This window comes from Blastomonas sp. RAC04 (assembly GCF_001713435.1).
In the GTDB taxonomy this organism is placed as follows: Bacteria; Pseudomonadota; Alphaproteobacteria; order Sphingomonadales; family Sphingomonadaceae; genus Blastomonas; species Blastomonas fulva.
Genome location: NZ_CP016460.1, coordinates 3101925 through 3120291, shown reverse-complemented (window position 1 = coordinate 3120291; position 18367 = coordinate 3101925). Strand labels below are relative to the sequence as shown.

The window sequence follows — 18367 nt, the reverse complement described above, 5'->3', positions numbered from 1 at the left end:
GCGCGCGCGGGCAATCTCGGTCTGGTTTGGGTGGCAATCGGACATTTATAGGATGGTATGATCGTCAAAACCGACTTATGCGAAATGAATGACCCAGCTTGATCGATTCGAGATAAAGATACTTCGCGAGATGCAGCGCGATGCGACGCAGACCACCGCGCAGATCGCCGAGCGCGTCGGGCTGTCGGTGTCGCCATGCTGGCGGCGGATCGACCGGCTGCAGCGCGAGGGCTTCATCCGCAAGCAGGTCGCGATCCTCGATCGGCGCAAGGTCGGGCTCAATGCGCACGTTTTTGCGCAGGTGAAGCTCAACGCGCATGGCCGCGCCAATCTCGACGAGTTCAGCGCCGCGATCCAGGGCTTCCCCGAGGTGATGGACGCCTATGTGCTGATGGGCACCACCGATTTCATGCTGCGCATCGTGACCGCCGATATCGACGCCTATGAGCGGTTCTTCTTCGACCAGCTGAGCAAACTGCCGGGCGTACAGGAAATCAACTCCACCGTGGCGTTATCTGAGATCAAGTCGACGACCGAATTGCCGCTTCAACAGACGCTGTGACAGGACGGCCATGCTGACTTCTCGGCCTTTGGGCGTTGAGTAATCGTAAAAACGCCCGCCGTTCGGGACATCATAGGGGAACGGCAGAATTGTCCACACTTCGATCCAGGTAACCTTCGATACCTATGGCCATCTGTTTCTAGACGCATCGCGTGACGCAGCCACTGCCGACGCGATGACACGGCTATGCTCGATGCTGCATGAATGCGACAAACGACCGAGCAACGTTAGATAACCGTCTCTCTGAGCGGGCTTTTGGCTCCGTTAAGCGAGGTTCGAATCCTTGGGGGGCATCCAAAACTCTCTGTCTATCTCGAGACATCACGGGCAAATCCCCGTCTCTGCGGCGAGGCTTGCGCCACCGGCGGATTGCCACGCATTTCATGCGGCATGCGTGGCGCAACATCTGGATACCGACAGAACCGCGCAGCCAAAGTGCAGCCTGACATTCGGCGGACGCGCGATTCGCGGCCCGGGCCATATCCGACTATCGGTCATCCGGGTCGGCACGGGTGCCCTCTTGCCCGGGTGCTGCGAGCAAGGCAGCATTCAATGACCCGATCCGTCAAGCCGAGGTGTTCATGAAAGCTGCCGTCCCCGCTCTTTTCGCCGTTGCGCTTGCAGCATTGGTGCCGCTGACCCAAGCGCCCGTGGCAGTCGCCGCGCCGGCGGCAAGCGAGGCGGCGCAGGGCAAGCGTCTGTTTCTGCGCTGTTCGGCCTGTCATGCCGTGACCGCTTCCGCACCGGCCAAGGTCGGTCCGCATCTACAGGGCATCGTCGGGCGCAAGGCGGGCGCCGTGAAGGGCTTTGGCTATTCGCCGGCGATGCGGTCGTCCGCGGCGGTGTGGAACGAGGCCACGCTCGATGCCTGGCTGCAGCGTCCGCAGGCGGTGGTGCCCGGCACCTCGATGGCCTTTGCCGGCCTGTCCAAGCCCGCGGACCGCAAGGCGTTGATCGCCTATCTCAAAAAGCCGGTTCCTTGATCGCCCTTCCGGCCTGACCCGATGGGCCGCACGCTTTACGCCAAGCTCTGGGACAGCCATCTCGTGCGCGCAGAGGAAGGCGGCGAAGACCTCATCTACATCGACCGGCAGCTGGTGCACGAGGTCAGCAGCCCGCAGGCGTTTCGCGCGCTGGCCGACGCCGGACGGCGGCTCAGGCGACCCGAAACGCATCTCGCGGTCGCAGACCATGCGGTACCGACCCGGGCCCGCAGCATCAGTGGGCATTCGGGCGCAGATCCGGTGGCCGCGGCGCAGATCGCCGAGCTGGAAACCAACGCGTCCGACTTTGGCGTGCGCTACCATCCGCTGGATGGTGCGGGCCACGGAATCGTACACGTGATCGGGCCTGAACAGGGCTTTACCCTGCCCGGGATCACTCTGGTCTGCGGCGACAGCCACACCACCACGCATGGCGCGTTCGGCGCGCTCGCCTTCGGGATCGGCGCGAGCGAATGCGGTACCGTGATGGCCACGCAATGCCTGACGCAGAAGCGCGCGGCGACGATGCGGGTGGAACTGCAGGGCACGCTGCCCGCCTGGACCTCGGCCAAGGATATCGCGCTCGCGCTGATCGCGCAGATCGGCGCGCAGGGTGCGCGGGGCTTTGCGGTGGAATATGCAGGCCCCACCATCGCCGCGCTCGACATGGCGGGGCGGATGACATTGTGCAACATGACGATCGAGGCGGGGAGCCGGATCGGGCTGATCGCGCCCGATGCCACGACCTTTGCCTATCTCAAGGGCCGCGCTGGAGCGCCGCAGGGCGCCGACTGGGGCCGCGCGGTCGCGTTCTGGCGGACGCTGTCGAGCGATCGCGATGCGGCGTATGACCGGGTGGTGACGATGGATGTCTCGGCGCTGGCGCCGCAGGTTACCTGGGGCACCAGCCCCGATCAGGGTGCGTCGGTGGCCGGCCGTGTCCCCGATCCTGACGACGCCGAGCCGCAGCTGCAGGCGCAGATCCGCCGCGCGCTTGGCTATATGGATCTGACGCCGGGCATGGCGCTGACCGACATTGCCATCGACCGCGTGTTCATCGGATCGTGCACCAACGCGCGGATCGAGGACCTGCGCATGGCCGCGCGGGTCGCATCGGGTCGCAGGGTCGCAAGCGGCGTGCGCGCGATGGTGGTGCCGGGGTCGGCAGCAACCCGGCGCCAGGCCGAAGCCGAGGGGCTGGCCGATATCTTCCGCGCCGCAGGGTTCGAATGGCGTGATGCGGGGTGCTCGATGTGCGTGGCGATGAACGACGACCGTCTCGCTCCCGGCGAGCGTTGCGCCTCGACCAGCAACCGCAATTTCGAGGGGCGCCAGGGGCAGGGCGGGCGCACCCATCTGATGAGCCCGGCGAGCGCGGTTGCCGCAGCCGTCACCGGGCGGATCGCCGATGTCCGCGTGCTGATGGCCGGGGCGGACTGAGGCGATGCACCCCTTCACCCGCCTGACCGGATTGGCCGCGAGCCTGGCCGAGGACAATGTCGATACCGACGTCATCTATCCTGCCCGGTTCCTGACGATCACCGCGCGCGAGGGGCTGGGCGACTATGCCTTTGCCGATCGCGCGTTCAGGCCCGGCGGAGCGCCGGTGCTGGTCGCGGGCGCGAATTTCGGCTGCGGGTCGAGCCGCGAGCAGGCGGTCTGGGCGCTGCTGGGCTGCGGCGTGCGCTGCATCATCGCGGCGAGCTTCGGCGAGATCTTCGCGGGCAACTGCATCCGCAACGGGGTGCTGCCGGTGACGCTGGACGCGGCCCAAGTCGCGGTGCTGCACCGCGCGGCGGACGCGGGCGCGACCTTCACGATCGATCTGCACGCCTGCACGCTGCAGGCGGGCGATACGCCGGTCATCGGCTTTGCCATCCCCGAACCCCAGCGCCAGGCGCTGCTCAACGGCTGGGACGAGACATCCGCTATCCTGGCGCGCGATGGTGCGCTGATCGATGCGTTCGAGCAGCGCCAGCGCGGCGAACAGCCCTGGCTTTATCCCCCGGCAGGCTGACCGGGCTCAGTCCGCGCCCTTGCCCCATTGGCGTTCGAACGCCCACACATCCTCGAACCCGATCAGCGAGCAGAATTCGCTGAAGCTGAACAGGCCTTCGGGCTGGCCGATCCCTTTCGTCTTCAAGTCGACCAGTGCCTTTTCCATCGCGGCGGCCGCCGCGAGCGAGGTCAGCGAGGGATAGATCGCAAAGGCATAGCCGATCTGCGCCAGCACATCGGCCACCGGCACCGGGCTCGATCCGCCGTTCGACATGTTCGCCATCATCGGCCGATCGAACGCGGCGCAGGCGCGCGCCATCTCCTCCTCGCTCTCCAGTGCCTCGGGGAACAGCACGTCCGCGCCGGCCTTGGCATAGGCCTCGATCCGCCGCATCGCGCCGTCAAACCCCTCGCTCTGCCTCGCGTCGGTACGCGCGATGACCAGGAAGTTGCGCTTGTCCTCGCGTGCGGCGCAGGCAACCTTGATCTTCTCGACCATCTCCTCGACCGGGATCACCCGGCGAAAGGGGGTGTGGCCGCATTTCTTGGGAAATTCCTGATCCTCGATCTGGATCGCGGTGACACCCGCGGCTTCATAGCCGCGCACGGTGTGGTGGACGTTGAGCAGCCCGCCATAGCCGGTGTCGCCATCGGCGATCACCGCAGCGTTGCTGGTGCGCACCAGCGTCGCCATGCGTTCGCGCATCTCGGTATAGGTGACGATCCCCGCATCGGGCAGCCCGTGGGCGGAGGCGGTGAGCCAGTATCCGGTGCCATAGACCAGATCGAACCCGACCTTGTTGGCCACCACGGCGGCGATCATGTCCTGGATACCCGGCACGACGAAAAAGGTGCCGGAATCGAGCTTGGTGCGCAAAACGGGGTTGGCCATCAAGGTGGTCCTTTCCTGGGATCAGCTGTGCCTGCGCGATGCATCGGAGATGCGATGCCACCCCTCGCGGCGTGCGCGAATATCCGCCATGCGGTCTTACCCGCGCAGAAGGCGGCGGCTAATGACCGACAGGCGGATAGTTGGCCGAGGTGGATTTGCATGAATGGAGGGGTTCATGCGCTCATTGCCCTGTCAGGAGCAAGCCAGTCCTCGCAACGAGACGGGCAGCGATATTCGATCCGGGCGCCATGGCGCGGCGCAAGACGGAAAAAAGGGAAAGTCACCCGGCCAGGTGTCACATTTGGGGGATATGAAATCATGAAGGCTTTGCGTGCTTCGGGCTTTGCCCGTTCGGTTCTGTTCACTGGCGTTGCCCTGGGCAGCATCACCGCCGCCGCCCCGCTTGGCGCGCAGGAGACCGTGGCAGAGGACGATGGCGACCGCTCCGAGATCGTCGTCACCGCGCGCAGGCGCGACGAGGACATCCAGTCGGTTCCGATCTCGATCAACGCCTATTCGGCCGAGGATCTGGCGGAACGCAACATTCAGACGCTGGCGGACCTGGGCAATTCGACGCCGGGCATCGTGATGAACAGCATCGCGGGCGGCAACACCCAGACGATCTACATTCGCGGCCTGGCGCCGGGCAACACGGCCAACGACCTCAATGTCGAGGCCAATGTCGGCGTGTTCATCGACGGCATCTACCAGACCAGCCGCAACACCATCGACATGATCTCGGTGCTCGATGTCGGCCAGATCGAAATCGCCAAGGGCCCGCAGAGCGCGCTGTTCGGCCGCTCGACCTTTGCCGGCGCGATGGCGATCAGCACCGGCAAGCCGACCGATGACCTTTCGGGCAGCCTGCAGGTGACCGCGGGCATCGACGAGGATTACCGCATCCGCGGGGCGATCTCGCTGCCGATCTCGGACACGCTCAAGGCCCGCATCGCGGGCGGATACGTCACCTATGACGGCTTTGGCACCAACGCGGCCGCGCGCGGCAACAATCTGGGCGGGTTCGAGAAATATGCCGTCACCGGAGCGTTGGAGTTCAAGCCGAGCGAGAATTTCCGCGCGCTGCTGTCGGGTTTCTACACCCATTCCGAAGCGGAAGTGTCGCCGGTTTATGGCTTGCCGATCCGCAACCTCAACTGCGGCAACGTCAATGCGGCGACCGGTCTGCCTTTGCTGTTCTGCGGCGAGCTCGCGCCGCAAAGGGTCAGCGATGTCTCGCCGCGCCTCAACGACACGGTCGCCAAGAACACCCAGGTCTCGCTGACGCTTGAAGGCCGCATCGCCGGCGTCAAGGCGACCAGCATCACCGGCCTGACCTGGGCCGACAACCGCGGCACCAGCGATTACGACCTGACCTCGGGCGGGACGCAGTTCGGCGTCTGCACGCTGGGCAACGCCACCAACGCCAGCTGCGGCACCAATTTCCTCGCTGCGCCTTATTCGCGTCTGACCCGCGTCAACTTCTCGATCGGAACGGTCGAGCGGGTGCGCACCTTCAGCCAGGAAATCCGCATCCAGTCGGACAATGAATCGCCCTTTCAGTGGATTGTCGGCGGCTATTACTTCAACTCGCGCATCCCGCTTGCCGCTGGCGGCCTGGGCGCGGACGGAGCGGGGCTGGCGGCGAACGAGCGGCTGGTCCAGGTGTCGCAGCTCACCACGCCCGCGCCGACCGGCGTGGGCCCCTATGACTTCACCGGCAACCTGTTCCTCGTCCCCGACAGCAATTCCGGCCAGGTGTTCGGCAACTATTCGTCCGCGAGCACCAAGACCTTCTCGATCTTCGGCGCGCTCGGCTATGAGTTCGGCGATTTGCGCTTCAACGCCGAAGGCCGCTACAATTCGGACGTGAAGGAGGCGCAGGTCTTCTCGATCCTGAACCCCACCTCCGCGCCGCGGGTGAACCAGCCGATCAACGGGACCACCATTCCGGCCGCTGGGACATTCCCGACCGCCGGTCCCCGGTTCAAGCGCACCTTCAACAGCTTCACCCCGCGCTTCACGCTGGACTATCGCCCGGCCGAGGACATCCTGCTCTATGCCTCTGCCGCCAAGGGCGTGCGCTCGGGCGGCTTCAACACCGCCAACCCGGTCAGCGCGACCGGCATCCTGGCGAGCGAAGTGCCCTATGAGGAAGAAACCAACTGGACCTATGAAGCAGGCTTCAAGAGCCGGCTGTTCGAGCGGCGGCTGACGCTCAACGGCGCGTTCTTCTATGTCGACTGGAAGGACGCCCAGATCTCGGCGTTCACCCAGAACCCGACCGCGGTGAACCCGGTGCGCATCGTCCAGAATGCCGGCGCGCTGCGCGCCAAGGGCTTTGAAATGCTCGCCGAATTCGACGTCACCGACATGTTCGCGATCGGCGGCAGCTTCATCTATTCGGATCCCAAGTTCCGCCCCGGCGCCTATGACGGCTCGCAGATCCCGCAGTGCCGCACCGGCACCACGCCTGCGACCTTCGGCAACGCCAATGGCTGCCCGCCGATCATCGCGGTGCCCACCGCCAATGGCGGTACGCAGTTCGTGCCCACGCTCGAGGGACTGCGCCCGACGCGGTCGGTGAAGGTGCAGTGGAATGTGCACGCCACCGCCGACATTCCGCTGTCGGACGACTGGGCACTGCGCGGCCGCGTCGATGTCAACCACACCGGCCCGGCCTTCAACAACCTGATCAACACGATCAGCTTTGGCGAGCGCACGCTGGTCAATGCGCGGCTGGCGGTGGAAAGCGACCGGTTCAGCATTGCGCTGTGGGGCAACAACCTGTTCGACAAGGCCTATGTCCAGAACTCGATCAACCAGCCCCGCGCCGGTTTCCCCGCCGCCTTCTCGATCCCGGAAATCTATCTGGGCGAGGGCCGCAGGATCGGTATCACCGCGGGCATGAAGTTCTGATAGCAATGCGGGGCGTGGTCCGTAGCGGAGCACGCCCCGCCGTATCGCCAACGCCATCGCCAAGCCGCGGCGCAGCACCCACAAGGACCCAAGCCATGATCCGTCGCCGTGAAGCCCTTGCCGGAATGATGGCCACCGGCGCAGCGCTCGCGGTGCCGGCTCCGCTGCGTGCGGCGTCGGCTGCTGCGCCGTCGTCGCTCGATGTCACCAGCATGGCGGGACGCCAGCGCACCTTCCTGATGATGCGCGGCGCGCTCGACGAGGATCTCGTCACCAACTGGGTGCAGGCGAATTATTACGGCGTGGTCGAGGACCGGATGCAGCCGCTGTTCAACGTGGTTTCCGCAGTGTTCTCGCGCACCCGCGCGCTGGCCGATGGCGCGTACCAGCAGGTGACCTTCGAGCTGGCCTGGTTCACCGACATCGCGACCGGCAAGGCGCTGGATACCTTTCGCAACCCCTATACCAACAAGGACTGCAAGATCCCGAGCGGCGGCTTCGCGCCGTCTTCGACGCGGTTCGACAAGGACCTGTCGTTCCATCTGCCCAAGGAGATGCCGGGGCTGCAGCTCGAGCACGAGGTGCTCCCGATCGTGACCCGCGGCAACGATGTCTGGGTGACCGAGCGCATCCGTTCCGCGGCGAGCTTTCCCGGCGCGGCCAGGCCGTTCCGCTATTCGGACAGCACGGTGATGCACGCTCAGGCCAGCGACTTGCAAAGGCCGGGTGCCACCCGCGTGACCTCGAACGTCAGCTACACCAATGTCGTATCGTGGAGGCCCTGGCTGGAGATGGGCGACCATCCCGGCCATCTGACCGCCAGCGGCGTTGGCCGCCAGAACGCCACCCGCGATTCGATGCCGCCGGCCTGGCTGGAAGCGACCGAAGCGCGGCGGCCGGATGTGTTCAAGGACCCGGCCGCGCTGCTCGCGCCGTTGTGGGACGCGAAAGCCTGATCAGCGCCGCAGCGCCCTGATCCGCCGGGCGATGGCGAGGTCTGGCACGGTGTCCAGCCTGCGAAATGCCAGACGTGACGTGCCGGCAGCGTCCGGCTTAAGGAGATGCCGTTTGTCCAGAACCCGACCAAGATGGATCCGCAATCTCCTGTTTGCCGGAGCCTGCCTGGGCCTGGCAAACCCCTTGGCTGCCCAGAGCCGGATGCCGCCGGCCGACCCGCAACTCGGCGACGGGGGCGCGGGAGCGTTCTACCAGTGGGACGGGGATGTTCCGACGGGAGCCCCCCGGATTGTCCGGCGAGAGGCCATGGCGCCCGATAAGGCGCTGGCGCAAGCGGGATCGAGTGAAAGGGTTCTGTACACCAGCCGCGGCGGGCCGGACGGCACACGGTCGATCGTCGTGTCCGGCGGTGTCTACCTGCCCCGGGGTCTGCCCCCGCGCGGTGGGTGGCCGGTGATCGCCTGGGCGCACGGCACGGTCGGATTCCCCGACGTCTGTGCGCCCAGCTTCAACGGTTGGTCCGCGCGGGACACAGCATATCTCAACACCTGGCTGCAACAGGGTTACGCTGTCGTCGCCTCCGATTATGAGGGTCTGGGAACCAATGGTGCCCACCCCTACATGATGAGCCGGTCGGAAGGACAGGGCGTGCTGGATGCTGTGCTGGCGGCGCGCAAGCGCTATCCGCTTTCGCGCGACGTCGTCCTCGTCGGTCAATCGCAGGGCGCCCATGCCGCTACCAATGCCGCCCTGATGCAGTCCGTCGTTGCCCGAACGCTCAGGTTGCGGGGTGTCGTCCTGACCGGCTGGCCCGGCTCCATGGATATGTCGGCGCTCGACATGCAGAAGTTCGACGGCTGGGCTGCGCTGTACATGCGATTTTTGCCGACCTATGCCTTTCTGGATGCTGCCGTTCGCCCGCAGGCCATGCTGACGCCTGCAGGTCAGGCCCTGTATGAGCGGTTTCGGTCGACATGCGGATCAGACGCGATGCGCCAGTTCATGGTCGACCGGCCCGTCGCAGGCACGTTGTTCAGCAAGGACCCTAGCCTGCTGGAGGCAAACGCCCAGCCTTACCGCGCATACCCGCCACTCAGGTTCAGCGTGCCGGTCTTCGTCGGGATCGGCCTCAGCGACGAGCAGACCGCTCCGCGACAGGCCTTTGATGCTGCCAGAAAGGCCTGTGCGATGGGCTCCAACGTTGCGATCCATTTGTATCCTGGGCAGGGCCATGGCGCGACGGTGGCTAAATCGCAGGAGGATTCGCTACCCTGGGTGCACCATGTCTTCGAGGGCCGCGTGCCGAAGGGTAACTGCGACGAGGCTGTTTTCCCTAGCGCCGCAACGCCTTGATCCGCTGCGCGACGTTCGCCTGGATGTCGGCAAAGAACAGGCCGTATTCGTGATAGTGCAGGCTGCCGCCCGGAAGCGGCTGCAGATCGAGCGCAGGGTCTGCATCGACCACCAGAAAGCCGCTGTCGCATCGCGCGGCGACCTTGCTCCTGACCGCTGCGCGCATCTGCCCCTCGCCGGGTTCGCCGGGTATGGCACCTCTGGACGTTGCGCGGCTTGCGGCGGGTTTTGCCATGTCGAAGGTCAGCGGGTTGATGCACAAGGGCGTCTTGCCCTCCTCGCGGCCATGGATGTGCGCGAACCGTGATCCGGCAAAGCCGCCCAGCATCTTGAGGTCCGCTTGCGGCGACACCGCGTTCCAGGCCAGCACGCAGCCGGTGCGCACCGGAGTGTCGCAGGGCTTGAGCGTGCGATAGCGCGTGCCGAAATAGCCGACCGAAAAATCGATGCCGATCGCATAGGCGGCGACCATCCGCTTTTGCAGCGGCGTGCCGTCGATCCGGTCGGCGAGCAGCCGCATCAGCATCTCGCCGCCCTGGCTGTGGCCTGCCAGGATGAACGGACGGCCCTGGTTGCGGCTGGCCTGCCACTGGTCGAAGGCGGCGAGCACATCGGAATAGGCCAGCGCATAGGCCTTGCCGCCATCGCCTTCCATGAACCGGTCGCGCGTGGCGAGGAACGAGGCCTGGCGATAGCGCGGGGCAAAGACGTTGCAGCAGGCGTTGAACACCGCCGCCTGGCGCGCGATCACGCTGGCATCGGTCCAGGCGTTGACCTTTGCATCGGCAAGGTCGGCGTTCCAGCGGTCCGGGGTGCGAAAGGTCGTCGGGTGGACATAGAACACGTCGACGCCGCGCAGCTTGCCGGTGACCGGCTTGCGCCCCTGCGGCACCGTATCGGCAGGCCCGCGCACGCCGGGAAGCGCCGCCCAGGCGCTGTGAGTCGCATAATCCGGGGGCGTGGGTTGCGGCTGGCTGTCGAAGGGCGGCGGCGGGGGTGCGGCCTGCGGCGCCTGCGCTCCGGCCATGCTGCTGGCGAGGGCCGCGAGGGCGCCGATTGCGGTCAAAGTCCTGTTCATCGCTGCACCCCTCGTCGATCCCGTCACCGCATGCTTGCCCAATATCGTCCGCGACGCCAGAAGATGCGCGCACTGTCCGCAGGGCGGACAAGCCGGGGTGGCAAATGGCCAAAGCCCGGCTGCGATGATGGGATTGTCCGATGACCCCTTGCCTCACCCGTCGCGGCCTGATCGGCTCTGGCCTCGCGCTCGGCACGATCGCGCGTGTTCCCGCGCTGGCCCGCGCGTCCGGCCCGGAGGTCATCGACGTGGCGCTGCCGTCGGCGCGGGTGTGCCGCACCTGGCGCTATGATCCTGCGGGGCAGCGCCGCGGCACGATTGTCTTCGGCCATGGCGCAGCCTCGGCCCCCTGGAAGTACGAGGCGCTGTTCGCTCGCTGGACCCAGGCGGGGTACCGCGTGCTCGCGCCGCTGCATGTCGATTCGACCGACCATCCCGACCGCGCCAGCTTTGCCGGGCTGGCGGGCTGGGCGGCACGGATCGAGGATATGCGCGGCCTGACCGCGACCATCGAGAATGCGCAGTATGTCGCCGCCGGGCACAGCTATGGCGCGCTGGGGGCGCTGGCTTTGGGGGGCGCCGAGCCCCTGCTGCCCGAGGGGGTGACGGGACCGCTGCGTGATCCGCGCGCGGTGCTGACGCTCGCCTTCTCGCCGCCCGGGGCGGTGGCTCCGCTGATCGATGCCAAAGGCTATTCCGCACTGGCGGTGCCAGTGCTGATCCAGACCGGCACTGCGGACATTCCGCCCGGCGCCGATGGGTGGACCAGCCATCTGCTGGCATTCGAATCCGCGCCCGCAAGGGGCGACCGCTTCGGGCTGGTGCTGGACGGGGTCGACCATTATTTCGGCGGCGCGATCTGCCGGCCGGAGCTGCCGGGGCCCAGGCAGCTTGCCCAGCTCGACCGCGCCGCTGTGCTTTCGCTGCTGATGCTGCAAGGCTGGGCCCAAGGCGACGCTGCCGCGCGAGCAGACATGCTCGCCGCTGTCGGCACGCGCCCCGGCGAGACGCTGATGCAGCGTTAGTTCACCGCGATATCGGCAATCGTCGCGCGATAGGCCTCGTCGGTCTCCTGCGCGGCGGCTTCGTTCGCCTCCTTGCGCGCCAGATAGAACAGGCGGTCGAGGAAATCCTGACGATAGGCCTCGCGCGTCTGCAGCGCCTCTTCGTCGAGCGTCAGCGCATCGATCCCTTCGGCGAGGTTGATGCCGTGCATCCTGGCGACGCGTTCCTGCGCATCCATCCGGTCGCGCAGCATGCAGACCTCGCCCGCCAGCACCATCACCATCGACATCAGCTGATCGATCCCCGGCTCGGCATAGAATTGCGGGCGCTTGCCCTTGGCGTCCTTGATGACGTGCGGGCGGTCGGCAGTCTGGGTCATGGGTCTGTTCCTTGTCTCAGGCGGCTGCGGCAAGATCGATGGGCTTTTGCGCGATCAGCACTTCCCAGCCGCCGCCGGGAGCATATTCGCCCGCGGTGAATTCGCGATCGGCGACGCTTTCGGTCGCGTCCGCCGCATAGCCGGCTCCCATGAACTCCATGATCGCCATCGGCGCGGTGGTGAAGCGCGCCTCGCCGGGCGGAAAGCCTGCAGCCTCGGCCAGCGAAAGCTGGTCCATGTCACGCATCGCGCCCCAGAACGGCTCGTTGTTGTACCAGGTCTCGTTGTCGAGGATGAACTGGGTGAACGGGTCCATCAGGTCGAACGGCGGCAGATCGGCGTGGATCATCAGCCCGCCGGGCGCGAGCAGCCGGTAGGCCTCCTTGAAGATGCGCGGCATCGCCTTGCCGCTGGTCTCGTGCAGCAGGATGTGGCTGACGACGAGATCGAAATGGCCTTCGGGAAAGCTGGTGTCTTCCGCATTCATCTGCGCGAAGTTGACCTCGTGCCCCAAAGCCGCCGCGCGGGCATGGGCGTAGCGGATGCACGGGCCGCCGACATCGATTCCCCACACTTCGGCATCGGGGAAATATTCCTTGTAGGGCAGGGTCGAGTGGCCGACGGTGCAGCCCATGTCGAGGATGCGGCGCGGCTTGAACTCGGGCATGGTCCGCTGGACATAATTGCACACCGACCGGCCCATGTCGTCGTTATGCGGCCCGCCATAGCCCATCGAATAGAGGAACACGCCGCGGTCGTAGAGCACGCCCACCGAGACATCGTCCTGGCACACCTCGCTGGCATAGCCGCCGGGCATGCAGTGGATATCGAGCGCGGTGACGTAGCGCGGCGGGACAAAGCCCTCGGGCATGACCAGCTGCGCCTTGCTCGAGGCGCTGAGCGCCTCCGCTTTCGCGATCAGATCGGGCAATTCGCGCTCGACCGAAAGGTTGGTCGCTTCCCACAGCAGCTCCTGCGCGATGCGGTTGATCGAGGCGTAGAGCTGGAAATAGGGATCGGGCACCATTGCGGCGCGGATGTCGCGGCGGTCTTCGGGTTTGCGGCCGTGCTCGCGCTCGAACGCCTTGGCCGCGCGGGTCTGGTAGACCGGGGCGAGCCCCGGCAACAGCCCGGACTGGATGAAGCCCTTGAGGCTCTTGGCGAATTCCTGGCGCGATGCCTCGTCGTGCGTCGGCACGGGCAGCATCGCGTGGTGCGCCTGCTGGAAGCAGTTGAGCATAAGGCGTGTCTCCATCGAGCGGACGCAAGGGCAATGTCCGGTCTGCCGAGCTTCGCCGATTCATGCCCGGCATGGCAAGCGCAGGATAAGCGGACTATCCGGTGCGTGGATAATTGTTCACAAGCCTTGCGGCGGCGCACAACTTTGCCATCAATCTGTTTCCATCAGGACGCGCCTCAGGAGGACATGATGGCATACCGGGCTTCGGGACTTTTCAGGCAGCTCACGCTGGGCCTTGCGGTCGGCGGGCTGATGCTCGCAGGATGGGCAGGCAGCGCGGTGGCGGCGGCGGCGAAAACGCCGTCCTTCGTTTCGAAGATCGACCTCAAGGACCCGGTCTGGAACCGCGATACCTATGCGCGCATCGATGGCGAGATCGATACGACCAAGCAGAAGGTCAGCCGCATCACCGGCACCGTCTATGGCGTGCGCGACAACGAAAAGGTGAAGCCTTTGTTCAAGATCGACGGCTTTTCGGTCGTCCGCACGCTGCGCCTGCCCGATGGCAACTGGCGCCGCGTGCTGAAGGAGGTGGTGTTCTACCGCGATCTGGAAACCGGCAAGATCATGGACAGCTGGAAGAACCCCTACACGAACGAGACGGTGAAGGTGGTGCCGATCGCCAACGATCCGTTCAACTACGACATCCGCGACACCAAGCCGCAGCCGCCGAGCTATGGCGGGCTCAACAAGGATACCCGCCCGCCCGAGCCGTTCCTGCTCAACTGGAGCGACGGGCCGGGCAACACGCTGATCCTGGAGACGGGGATCGACCTGTTCTATCCCGCCTCGCTTCAGCCCAAGGACTGGCCGCGCGAATCGGCGGGCGCGTTCAACCGCGTTTCCGAACATTTCCTGTTCTTCGTGGACAAGGCCGATATCGAGAACCGCAAGCTCACCGCGATTCCGGTCACCGGCAGCTGGTCGCGGATCACCCCGTGGCTGCCCTGGATGCTGATGGGCGAGGCTCCCGGGTTCATCAACTATTTCGCCTCGTTCGGCACGATGACCAACGGCATCAAGGACCTGCCCGCTGATCTGGTCGAGGCCGCGCGCAAGATCGATCCGGGTTATCTGACCGCACCGACGCAAGATTACGGGCCGTCGCTGTCCAGCCTGGAAAACTACAAGATGACGCAGAAGCCCGCGCCGGTGCCCCAGGGCTGGACCCCGCCGCAGCCGCCTGCCGCGCCGACGCTGCCGCCGATGCCGCCACGTCCGTGACCGCGCAGGCGGAACCGCTGGCGGGCGACGCCCCGCCCGCCGCCGCAGCCCGGCTCTCGCTCGGCGGGCAGATGGGCTATGGCGTGGGGCAGATCGCGGGGCAGATCTTCCGCGATATCCCCTCGCTGCTGCTATTGTTCTTCCTGACCAATGTCGTGGGCATGGATGTCGCGCTGGCGGGCGCGGCGATCTTCCTGCCCAAACTGGTGTTCGGCGTGGGCAGCGATTTTGCCGCCGGCATGCTGTCCGACCGGTTCAAGGCCCGGATGCCGCGGCGCTACTGGCTGCTGATCGGCGCGGTGCTGGCGCCGGTGGCGCTCAACCTGCTGTTTCGCGTGCCTGAAGACGGCAACGCGCTGCGCGTCGCCTGGGTGGTGATGACCTTCAGCCTGTACATGATGGTGTTTGCAACCTTCTCCGTCCCCTATCTCGCGATCGCGGGCGAACTCGCGTCGAACGAGCGCCAGCGCACCGTGCTGATGGCGTGGCGGCTGGTGTTCACTGCGGTCGGCGTGCTGACCGCGGGCGCGGTCGCCCCGGCTTTGGTGGAGCACTTCGGCGGCGGCATGGGCGGATACCGGCAGATGGCGATGGTGCTCTCGGTGATCGCATCGGGCTCGCTGCTGCTGGCGTTCTTCGGCATCGGCCATCGCGCGTATGGCGCGCGTGGCGGGCCGGCGCTGCCGCCGCTGAAGCTGGGCGCGATGGGCGGGCTGTTCGCCAAAAGGCGCTTCGCCAGCCTGTTTGCCGCCAACTTCCTGCAATTGACCGGCAGCGGCATGGGGTATGCGACCATGCTGTATTTCCTGACCTATCAATCGGGGCGCGCCGATGCGCTGCAGGTGATCGGGATCATCATCGTGTGCGCCTGTGTCGGCATCATCGCCGCGCAGCCGATGTGGGTGTGGGTCGCGGGGCGCTTCGGCAAGCCCGCAGCGTTCATCGCCGGATCGGTGATCTATTCGCTGAGCTACATGGTCTGGCTCGCGCTGGCCGACCAGCCGATCGAGGTCGCCTATCTGCTCGCCTTCACCGCGGCGATCGGCAATTCGGGATGGACCGTGATCGGCTTTTCGATGCTGGCGGATATCGCTGCCGATGATTCGGAGCATTCGGGGCTGTATTCTGCCGCCTGGATCGCCGCGGACAAGATCGCCTTTGCGCTGGGCGGCACCTTGCTCACCGGGCTTGTCCTCTCCGCTTTCGGGTTCGATGCCGCGCGCGCGGTCGCGGGGCTGCCGCAAAGCGAGAGCGCGGTGCTGGGCGTCGGGCTCGCCTTCGGGCTGATCCCGCCGCTGCTCACGCTCACCGGCGCGGCCATCATCGGCATCTGGGGGCGTCGATATCCGCCTGTCGGATAAAACTGGATCAACAGCCACCATCCGGATAGTTTGACGCAGCATTCGCATCAGGGCACGCCCGGTCACGGCGGCCCGCAGCGAAAAGGGAGCTGTCAGATGAAGGGTGTTCCGATCCAGTCGTTCAGCCGCGCGATTGCGGCGCTCAAGGCGATCAATCGCAACCGGTCGATGACGATGATGGAAATCTCGCGCGCCGCCAACGTGCCCTATCCCACCGCGCACCGCATCGTGCAGACTCTGCTGTACGAAGGGCTGATCGAGCAGGAGCCCGCGCGCAAGCGCTATCGCCCCACGCTGCTGGTGCAGAGCCTGTCGAGCGGATATCAGCATGACGGCGTGCTGGTCGAGGCTGCGCGCGCGCCGATCGTCGATCTCACCCGCAAGGTCGGCTGGCCGGTCTCGATCGCGATCCGGGTGGGCAAGAACATGATGCTGTGCGATTCGACCCACGCCAACACCTCGCTGACCTTCGCGCAATATTATCCGGGCTTCACGCTGCCCCTGCTCGACAGCGCCTCTGGCAAGCTTTCGATGGCCTATGCGGATGACGACGAGCGCGCGCAGATCCTCAAATGGATGCGCGCGGACCAAGACATCGACCCCAATTATCTGGCGGCAGCCGAGCTGGCGTTGAATGCGGAAGGAATCCGCGCGCGCGGCTATGCGGTGCAGGGGCGCAATTACTTCAACCACACGCCGGGCAAGACATCCTCGATCGCGGTACCGATCTTCAAGCAGGGCCGGTTCGAGGCTGCGATGACCCTGGTGTTTTTCGCCTCGGCGCTGAAACTGGAAAACGCGCTGGAAAGCTATCTGCCCGAGATGCTCGCCACCGCGCGGACCATCGGCGAGGCGCTCGACAAGGCGGTGGCGGAGCCGGTCGCGGCTTGAGGCAAACCTCTGTCAGAGTCTGGCGGTGACCGCCTTGGTCTCGAGATAATTGTCGAGGCTCTCGCGCCCGAACTCGCGTCCCCAGCCCGACTGGCCATAGCCGCCGAACGGGATGTTGTGCGCCACCGCGCCATGGCAGTTGATCGAGACATGGCCCGAGCGGATGCGCGCGGCGATCTTGTGCGCGGATGACAGCGAGGTCGTCCAGACGCTGCCCGACAGGCCATAAGGCGAGTTGTTCGCCATCGCCGCGATGGCATCGATATCGAGCGTGTCGAAGCTTTGCACCGCCATCACCGGGCCGAAGATCTCGTCCTGCACGATCCCCATGTCCGGGGTGGTGCCGGTGAAGATGGTGGGCGCGATGAAGCTGCCTGGCCGGTCGAGCCGCTCGCCGCCGGTGCGCAGCACCGCGCCTTCGCTGAGGCCGCGCGCGATATAGCCCATCACCTTGGCGCCATGCGCGGGCGAGACCATCGGGCCGATCTGGCAGCCGGGAGCCAGGCCGTGATCGACCACCATGCTCTGCGAGAACGCGACCAGCCCATCGACCAGCGCGTCGTGGATATCGGCATGCGCAAAGATGCGCGTGCCCGCCATGCAGTTCTGCCCGCCCAGGAAATAGGTCGCCATCGCGACCCCGGGGATGGCGAGCGCAAGGTCGGCATCGGGCATCACCACGACGGGCGACTTGCCGCCCAGTTCGAGCGTGACCTTCTTGAGGTTGCCCAAAGCTGCCTCGACGATCCGCCGGCCGGTCGCGGTCGATCCGGTGAACGCCACCTTGTCGATCCCCGGATGTCCGGCCAGCGCCGCGCCCACGGTACCGCCGGTGCCGTTGACGATGTTGACCACGCCTGCGGGAAATCCGGCCTCCGCGATCAGATCGGCGAGCGCCAGCGCGGTCAGCGGGGTCTCCTCGCTGGGCTTGACGATGGCGGTGCATCCCGCGGCGAGCGAGGGGGCAAGCTTGAGCACCGCCATCGAGAGGGGCACGTTCCACGGGATGATGTGCGCGGTCACCCCCACCGGCTCGCGCAGGGTGTAGGTGATCGCCTCGGCATCGTGCGTGACATGCGCGGGCGGGGTGATCGTCGTGCCCTCGATGGTGCCGGCAAGCCCCGCGTAATAATGCAGCATTGCGGTGCAGTTGCTTACCGTCAGGCTGGCGATGAACAACGGCATGCCGCTGTCGATCACCTCGAGTTCGGCGAGCATCTGCGCATCGCGCTGCATGAGGTCAGCGAGCCTGCGCAGCAGCGCGGCGCGAGTGGCGGGTTGCGAGCGTGCCCAGCCGCCGTCGAACGCGTTGCGCGCGGCGACCACCGCGGCGTTGACATCTGCCGCCTCGCCGATCGCAAAGCGCGCGGCGACCAACCCGGTGGCAGGATCGCGCGTTTCCATCCAGCCATCGCCGCTGGCATCGCGCCAGGCGCCGTCGATGAACAACAGGTGGTCGCGCTGCAGGAAGGCGCGGGTCGCATCGCTGACCGGATGGCCGTCAAATGGCAGGGGAAGGGTGGTCATG

Annotated in this window: 16 protein-coding genes; 11 read left to right on the top strand and 5 right to left on the bottom strand. The window is 66.2% G+C overall.

Annotated elements, in window-relative coordinates:
- Positions 1-88: 88 nt before the first annotated feature.
- The 4 genes from BSY18_RS15480 to leuD all read left to right on the top strand — a co-directional run bounded on the left by BSY18_RS15480 (position 89) and on the right by leuD (position 3562).
- On the top strand, positions 89-562 hold the full coding sequence (locus BSY18_RS15480; protein ID WP_054135912.1) for an Lrp/AsnC family transcriptional regulator: 474 nt from the start codon (positions 89-91) through the stop codon (positions 560-562).
- A gap of 581 nt (positions 563-1143) precedes the next feature.
- On the top strand, positions 1144-1545 hold the full coding sequence (locus tag BSY18_RS15475; RefSeq protein WP_054135911.1) for a c-type cytochrome: 402 nt from the start codon (positions 1144-1146) through the stop codon (positions 1543-1545).
- A gap of 21 nt (positions 1546-1566) precedes the next feature.
- Positions 1567-2985, top strand: coding sequence for a 3-isopropylmalate dehydratase large subunit (leuC, locus tag BSY18_RS15470; RefSeq protein ID WP_069051103.1), 1419 nt, complete (start codon positions 1567-1569; stop codon positions 2983-2985).
- A gap of 4 nt (positions 2986-2989) precedes the next feature.
- Positions 2990-3562 carry a 3-isopropylmalate dehydratase small subunit gene (gene leuD / locus BSY18_RS15465; protein ID WP_069051102.1) on the top strand — a complete coding sequence of 191 codons (573 nt, stop codon included), beginning with the start codon at positions 2990-2992 and terminating at the stop codon, positions 3560-3562.
- 6 nt (positions 3563-3568) lie between these two features.
- Here leuD and BSY18_RS15460 read toward each other — a convergent pair whose 3' ends face one another.
- Complete coding sequence (locus tag BSY18_RS15460; RefSeq protein WP_069051101.1) at positions 3569-4435, bottom strand: isocitrate lyase/PEP mutase family protein; 867 nt, start codon at positions 4433-4435, stop codon at positions 3569-3571.
- 318 nt (positions 4436-4753) lie between these two features.
- On the opposite strand from BSY18_RS15460, the gene BSY18_RS15455 reads away from it, so the two are divergent.
- The 3 genes from BSY18_RS15455 to BSY18_RS15445 all read left to right on the top strand — a co-directional run bounded on the left by BSY18_RS15455 (position 4754) and on the right by BSY18_RS15445 (position 9661).
- Entirely contained in the window at positions 4754-7351 is a 2598-nt protein-coding gene (locus BSY18_RS15455; RefSeq protein WP_069051100.1) for a TonB-dependent receptor, read from the top strand.
- Positions 7352-7446: 95 nt separating this feature from the next.
- Entirely contained in the window at positions 7447-8307 is an 861-nt protein-coding gene (locus tag BSY18_RS15450) for a DUF1838 family protein (RefSeq protein ID WP_171900252.1), read from the top strand.
- A 184-nt stretch (positions 8308-8491) separates the two neighbouring features.
- Positions 8492-9661, top strand: a complete 1170-nt coding sequence (locus BSY18_RS15445; RefSeq protein WP_171900251.1) for an alpha/beta fold hydrolase — start codon at positions 8492-8494, stop codon at positions 9659-9661.
- Here BSY18_RS15445 and BSY18_RS15440 read toward each other — a convergent pair.
- On the bottom strand, positions 9642-10739 hold the full coding sequence (locus tag BSY18_RS15440) for a DUF3089 domain-containing protein (protein ID WP_069051098.1): 1098 nt from the start codon (positions 10737-10739) through the stop codon (positions 9642-9644). The genes BSY18_RS15445 and BSY18_RS15440 overlap by 20 nt on opposite strands.
- A 140-nt stretch (positions 10740-10879) precedes the next feature.
- Between BSY18_RS15440 and BSY18_RS15435 the strand changes: the two genes are divergently transcribed.
- Positions 10880-11764 (top strand): alpha/beta hydrolase, encoded by an 885-nt coding sequence (locus BSY18_RS15435; RefSeq protein ID WP_069051097.1) that lies wholly within the window; start codon positions 10880-10882, stop codon positions 11762-11764.
- Here BSY18_RS15435 and BSY18_RS15430 read toward each other — a convergent pair.
- Both BSY18_RS15430 and BSY18_RS15425 read right to left on the bottom strand, forming a co-directional pair.
- On the bottom strand, positions 11761-12123 hold the full coding sequence (locus BSY18_RS15430) for a hypothetical protein (RefSeq protein ID WP_069051096.1): 363 nt from the start codon (positions 12121-12123) through the stop codon (positions 11761-11763). The genes BSY18_RS15435 and BSY18_RS15430 overlap by 4 nt on opposite strands.
- Before the next feature lie 16 nt (positions 12124-12139).
- Entirely contained in the window at positions 12140-13378 is a 1239-nt protein-coding gene (locus BSY18_RS15425) for a class I SAM-dependent methyltransferase (RefSeq protein WP_236823386.1), read from the bottom strand.
- 171 nt (positions 13379-13549) lie between these two features.
- On the opposite strand from BSY18_RS15425, the gene BSY18_RS15420 reads away from it, so the two are divergent.
- The 3 genes from BSY18_RS15420 to BSY18_RS15410 all read left to right on the top strand — a co-directional run bounded on the left by BSY18_RS15420 (position 13550) and on the right by BSY18_RS15410 (position 16839).
- Positions 13550-14587 carry a DUF1838 family protein gene (locus BSY18_RS15420; RefSeq protein WP_236823385.1) on the top strand — a complete coding sequence of 346 codons (1038 nt, stop codon included), beginning with the start codon at positions 13550-13552 and terminating at the stop codon, positions 14585-14587.
- Positions 14584-15948: an MFS transporter gene (locus tag BSY18_RS15415; protein ID WP_069051094.1), complete on the top strand. Its 1365-nt coding sequence runs from the start codon at positions 14584-14586 to the stop codon at positions 15946-15948. The genes BSY18_RS15420 and BSY18_RS15415 overlap by 4 nt, the downstream gene beginning before the upstream one ends.
- A 96-nt stretch (positions 15949-16044) precedes the next feature.
- The gene (locus BSY18_RS15410; protein ID WP_069051093.1) at positions 16045-16839 is read left to right on the top strand and encodes an IclR family transcriptional regulator; all 795 of its coding nucleotides are present in this window, start codon (positions 16045-16047) and stop codon (positions 16837-16839) included.
- A gap of 12 nt (positions 16840-16851) precedes the next feature.
- On the opposite strand, the gene BSY18_RS15405 is transcribed toward BSY18_RS15410, so the two are convergent.
- Positions 16852-18366, bottom strand: coding sequence for an aldehyde dehydrogenase family protein (locus BSY18_RS15405; RefSeq protein ID WP_069051092.1), 1515 nt, complete (start codon positions 18364-18366; stop codon positions 16852-16854).
- Position 18367: the final 1 nt, after the last annotated feature.

What these genes read in the sequence shown, in the direction of transcription:
- BSY18_RS15480 (WP_054135912.1), top strand. Translation starts at nt 89, where the DNA reads ATGACCCAGCTTGATCGATTCGAGATAAAGATACTTCGCGAGATGCAG.
- BSY18_RS15475 (WP_054135911.1), top strand. Translation starts at nt 1,144, where the DNA reads ATGAAAGCTGCCGTCCCCGCTCTTTTCGCCGTTGCGCTTGCAGCATTG.
- leuC (WP_069051103.1), top strand. Translation starts at nt 1,567, where the DNA reads ATGGGCCGCACGCTTTACGCCAAGCTCTGGGACAGCCATCTCGTGCGC.
- leuD (WP_069051102.1), top strand. Translation starts at nt 2,990, where the DNA reads ATGCACCCCTTCACCCGCCTGACCGGATTGGCCGCGAGCCTGGCCGAG.
- BSY18_RS15460 (WP_069051101.1), bottom strand. Translation starts at nt 4,435, where the DNA reads ATGGCCAACCCCGTTTTGCGCACCAAGCTCGATTCCGGCACCTTTTTC.
- BSY18_RS15455 (WP_069051100.1), top strand. Translation starts at nt 4,754, where the DNA reads ATGAAGGCTTTGCGTGCTTCGGGCTTTGCCCGTTCGGTTCTGTTCACT.
- BSY18_RS15450 (WP_171900252.1), top strand. Translation starts at nt 7,447, where the DNA reads ATGATCCGTCGCCGTGAAGCCCTTGCCGGAATGATGGCCACCGGCGCA.
- BSY18_RS15440 (WP_069051098.1), bottom strand. Translation starts at nt 10,739, where the DNA reads ATGAACAGGACTTTGACCGCAATCGGCGCCCTCGCGGCCCTCGCCAGC.
- BSY18_RS15435 (WP_069051097.1), top strand. Translation starts at nt 10,880, where the DNA reads ATGACCCCTTGCCTCACCCGTCGCGGCCTGATCGGCTCTGGCCTCGCG.
- BSY18_RS15430 (WP_069051096.1), bottom strand. Translation starts at nt 12,123, where the DNA reads ATGACCCAGACTGCCGACCGCCCGCACGTCATCAAGGACGCCAAGGGC.
- BSY18_RS15425 (WP_236823386.1), bottom strand. Translation starts at nt 13,378, where the DNA reads ATGGAGACACGCCTTATGCTCAACTGCTTCCAGCAGGCGCACCACGCG.
- BSY18_RS15420 (WP_236823385.1), top strand. Translation starts at nt 13,550, where the DNA reads ATGATGGCATACCGGGCTTCGGGACTTTTCAGGCAGCTCACGCTGGGC.
- BSY18_RS15410 (WP_069051093.1), top strand. Translation starts at nt 16,045, where the DNA reads ATGAAGGGTGTTCCGATCCAGTCGTTCAGCCGCGCGATTGCGGCGCTC.
- BSY18_RS15405 (WP_069051092.1), bottom strand. Translation starts at nt 18,366, where the DNA reads ATGACCACCCTTCCCCTGCCATTTGACGGCCATCCGGTCAGCGATGCG.